Annotated in this window: 1 protein-coding gene and 4 pseudogenes; 1 reads left to right on the top strand and 4 read right to left on the bottom strand. The window is 55.6% G+C overall.

All coding sequences use genetic code 11. The annotated features are described in order from the left end of the window. Positions 1-219 (bottom strand): annotated as a pseudogene (locus PHA01_RS29050) (potassium-transporting ATPase subunit B); the annotation flags it as partial. Here PHA01_RS29050 and PHA01_RS29045 point away from each other — a divergent pair. Next, a pseudogene (locus PHA01_RS29045) lies at positions 216-479 on the top strand (iron chelate uptake ABC transporter family permease subunit); the annotation flags it as partial. The pseudogenes PHA01_RS29050 and PHA01_RS29045 overlap by 4 nt on opposite strands. A gap of 837 nt (positions 480-1,316) precedes the next feature. Here PHA01_RS29045 and PHA01_RS29040 read toward each other — a convergent pair. The 3 genes and pseudogenes from PHA01_RS29040 to PHA01_RS29030 all read right to left on the bottom strand — a co-directional run. Beyond that, entirely contained in the window at positions 1,317-1,694 is a 378-nt protein-coding gene (locus PHA01_RS29040) for a hypothetical protein (protein WP_271899713.1), read from the bottom strand. A gap of 745 nt (positions 1,695-2,439) precedes the next feature. Further along, positions 2,440-3,135 (bottom strand): annotated as a pseudogene (locus tag PHA01_RS29035) (sulfatase-like hydrolase/transferase); the annotation flags it as partial. A 121-nt stretch (positions 3,136-3,256) separates the two neighbouring features. Then, positions 3,257-3,847: pseudogene (locus tag PHA01_RS29030) on the bottom strand (sulfatase-like hydrolase/transferase); the annotation flags it as partial. Positions 3,848-4,143: the final 296 nt, after the last annotated feature.

Genomic DNA, 4,143 nt, shown 5'->3' with positions numbered 1-4,143 from the left:
CTCGGCCACCGCTTCGGCGAAGTTGGCAAAGAGCACGGTAAACCACAGCCAGATGATGATCTGGAAGGAGAAACCGAGGCTCTGTCCGCCTGTTGCAATGTCCTTGACGAAAAGCACGGTGGTCAGGGCGGAAACCACAGCGACGACGAACATCACAGGGTTTCGGATGAGACTGCGCGGGTTGAGCTTTTTGAAAGCACCGCCGATGGCAGGTATCAAATCATGAAAAAATCACCCTCATCGCGCCGCCGGTGCTGATCGCAGGCGGCTTGCTATTAGCATTGCGCTGGCGGATCAATCTGTTGTCCGTCGGTGACGAGGATGCGAGGGCGCTCGGCGTGAAGGTGGAGCGGCTGCGCTGACTGATACTGACGCTGGTAGCATGCATTGTTGCCGCTCAGGTTGCAGTCAGCGGTATCATAGGTTGGGTCGGATTGGTTGTGCCGCATATCGCTCGCATGCTTATCAGTCCGGATCATGGTTCGGAAAAATGCTGGTAAGCGACCGAAACATCAGGCACCCCGCCAAGGAACATCGCGCCCTGCAAGCACAGGTAATCTTATACAGCAGATAAATTGCTTTCGGCTCGCAGTTCACGAAGCTACACCGCTTCAATTGAGCCCATTCTCTCGGCCCGCAAATCGAGGTCCTCTTCGATGCCGAGACAAAGAGATTTTCCCAGATCATCGACACCGTTCGAAACAGCGCCAGCGACCGGCGTTCGTTAGTCAAAAGCCTTTGGATTTACGGCAGCGTTACTCGAAAGGAAGATGGACTGGAAAGCGATCTCGACATCGGCTTGATCGCAGCCAGCCAAGATCTTGCCGAAGTGGTGGACGCTGTGAGGGAGCACCTTCAGGAACCGTCCACAAGACTCGGCTTCGCTCCAAGCGTTGTCGGACTCGACTTGGCGGATGTATCACAGCTGTCCCAAGACGCCGATCCTTGGTGGACCAGCATGATCGTGGATGCCCTCGTCCTTGTAGGAGATCGACCCGAAAAATGGTCGTGAAATGCGCGATGCCGATTGCTATCGCTGATCCAGAAAGAAAGATGATGCCGTCTTGGCGCGGCCCTTCATCTAGCTTCGCAGACTCTCTTGTTGATATTCGCGACGTCAATCTCGGGGACGAGCGGCCAACTTCACGCTCTCATGCTTGACGCTGTTTCGCGACCCGAGCCTTCGAATCATCAAGGGAAATCCGTCGGGACCGTTGTCTACGGTTTGGCCATTGCAGCCAAATTGTAATAATAGCGAACAATATGCCGGTTCCGAAGATAGCACCGAACACTTGTGCGCCAATTGTCAGCAATGCCTATTGCTTGGCGGTGAAGCCCAAAACATCCGTGATCGTTATAATCAGATCCACCAGCGAGGCTTCTGAATTCAGCCTAATGACGCCATCTTCGCTTTTAATGTAGGCAACGTCCGCTCCGGCTATCAAGTGCCCATCGCCATACATGAGGGAAAATATGCTTGAAGGTGCAACCAGCATAGCAGCCGTATCGCCGAAGTCAGTGCAGACGACGCCTTCCCCGCCGCACCACTCCAAGTGCAAGTTCCCGCCAGCAGACTTAACGCCAAGTCGGACGAACAGCGTGACCTCGCGCGGAAGATCAGCACTCACATACCAGTTGAACGTAAATGAACGGTCCGCCGCTCGGTTGGCGCACGCCGGTGTCTCACCCTCCAAATATTGCGCCGAGCATCGTTAATCCGGGAGTATCTCGACATTCTTGCCCTTACACTCGTCAGGCATGCCGCCGCTCGGTGTGGAAGGGCGTCAGCGACATGTTTCAGAAGTGACCGCCAACAGCTCCACACTTAGGAAGTGCCATCGATGTGTCCCCCGCCTCGAGCATGATTTCCCGTGTTTCATTGACGTATTTGAAATCGATATCCTCGGCAAACTGTTCGAGTTCAAGGGAGATATCGGACTCTGGATCGCTCGCTGCCGCTCCGGAAAACGCGGAATTATGTAGCAAAAACCACCAGACTTGGAATCCAGCATGACATAGCCTCGATCGAGCAGATCAGGAGGGTTTCGCCAAGCTCTGATTGAGTCAGGCCAGCGGCCAAACGGAGGGCCCTCAGCTTTGCGCCCCAGTCTTTATCAATGCGGGGAGGAAACCATGCGTCAATTAAAACGGCGTGAGTGCGGGACGGAATGGACCTTTGCCTACGACGACAGTTTACGCTTGAACAGACGAGGCGACAATCAGGGGTTTCCCCAAAAGCAAAGCCGGAATATTCCCCTTTCGAAGGGAAAATGAAAAGACCCTGCCCGCATGGCTTGGCCAGATGTGCTAGTCAATCAATGGCGCGCGACGCTCCATCAGTTCTTCCTGCCCCCCTCCTGTAAAGCCTGCAATGCCTTCTCCACGCTAAGCGAACCGGAGACCTGGCTGGGCGGGTAGTCCTTGAAGGTGGAGAGGAACTTACTCATGACCATTGTAGCGGGCATCATGACCCACAGTTTCTTGCCCCACCATTCGCCGTAGGAGGTCGACTCGGTCTGGTATCGTTCCCAAGGATCGACGCGCAGGTTGGTCACGAGCGGGACATTGGTCGAGTCCTCCTTGCCGGAGAACAGGTTGCCGACGATGGTTTTGAAGGTGATTTTCCACTCGTTGTAACGCACCGCCAATGAGATCAGCATTGTCGCTGAAATAGAAGAACTCCCGGCGCGGACTCTCAGTGACCTTGCCTTCAAAGAACGGTTTGAAGTTGTAGCCATCGAGATGGTTCCTGAAGGTCTTCTCGCCCACCTGGTAGCCGCTGAGCAATTTTTCTTTCAAATCCGGTTCGCCTCCGGCAGCCGCGACAAGGGTCGGCATCCAATCTTCAGCGGACATGACCTCGTTTATGATGGTGCCCGACTTGATGACGCCAGGCCACTTGGCGAGCATAGGCACCCGGAAACCGCCTTCGTAAACCGTGCCCTTCTCGCCGCGGAACGGATGATTGCCGCCATCGGGCCAGCTGAAGATTTCCGCACCGTTATCGCTGGTGAACATCACGATCGTGTTGTCGGCGATGCCGAGTGCGTCCAGCTTGGCGAGCAATTCTCCCACAACCCAGTCCAGCTCGGCCATCGCATCGGCAAACAAACCGAAGCCGGTCTTGCCGTCCCACTGCTTGGAGAGATGCGTAAAGGAGTGGCACCGTGTGGAGTTGTGCCATAAAAAAAAATGGTTGCCCCGCCTTCACTGAGCGGTCGATGAAGTCGCACGACCGCCTCACTAGATCGGCATCGATGTCTTCCATGCTCACCTTGGCAGCGGGATCCATGCCCGGATGCGGCGGCAGGGGACCGGCATCCGTTATCTTCTGCTTGCCGACGCGGCCCCAGCGTGGATCCTCTGCCGGATCGTCGACCTCGGTGGCGAGGCTGCTGATTATGTTGCGTGGCCCGAACTTTTCGCGGAATTTCTCGTCCTTCGGATACTGCGGATCGTAGGGCTCTTCCATCGCATTGAGGTGATAGAGGATGCCGTGGAACTCGTCGAAACTATGGACTGTGGGCAGGTACTCGTTGCGATCCCCCAGATGGTTCTTGCCGATCTGCGCCGTCGCGTAACCGAGTGGCTTGAGAAATTCCGCGATCGTTGGATCGGTATCCTGCAAACCCTGTTTTGCCGCGGGCAGGCCGACTTTGAGAAGTCCCGTCCGGAACGGCGTTTGCCCGGTGATGAACGCCGCGCGTCCCGCAGTGCAGGATTGCTGGCCATAGTAATCAGTGAACAGCGCGCCTTCGCTTGCGAGGCGATCGATGTTCGGTGTGTTGCCACCCATCATGCCGCGGTGATAGGCGCTGATGTTCCAGATGCCTACGTCGTCGGCCATGATCATGATGATGTTCGGCTTGAGTGAGGCGGGCATTGGGCACTCCTAGTGATCGCGGCGAACGGTCCGCATCGGTGGAGAATAACGCACACTAACCGGCGCTTCCACCACAATTTCGACGCAACAGATATAAGTAATTCTACTTCGCAGTTTGCTACCTGAGACTTATGCAATCACTCCAACTTAACCTTGCCGTCGCCACAGGCCGATCCACACAGAAACAAGGAGGATTGTTGGCAAGGGACGGATTTGTATCGTCGTTCAAGCGTCCCTTCGCAAACAGATCAATGAATTGA

This window comes from Candidatus Phyllobacterium onerii (genome assembly GCF_028331445.1).
In the GTDB taxonomy this organism is placed as follows: Bacteria; Pseudomonadota; Alphaproteobacteria; order Rhizobiales; family Rhizobiaceae; genus Phyllobacterium; species Phyllobacterium onerii.
This window is presented reverse-complemented; position numbering and strand designations above follow the sequence as displayed.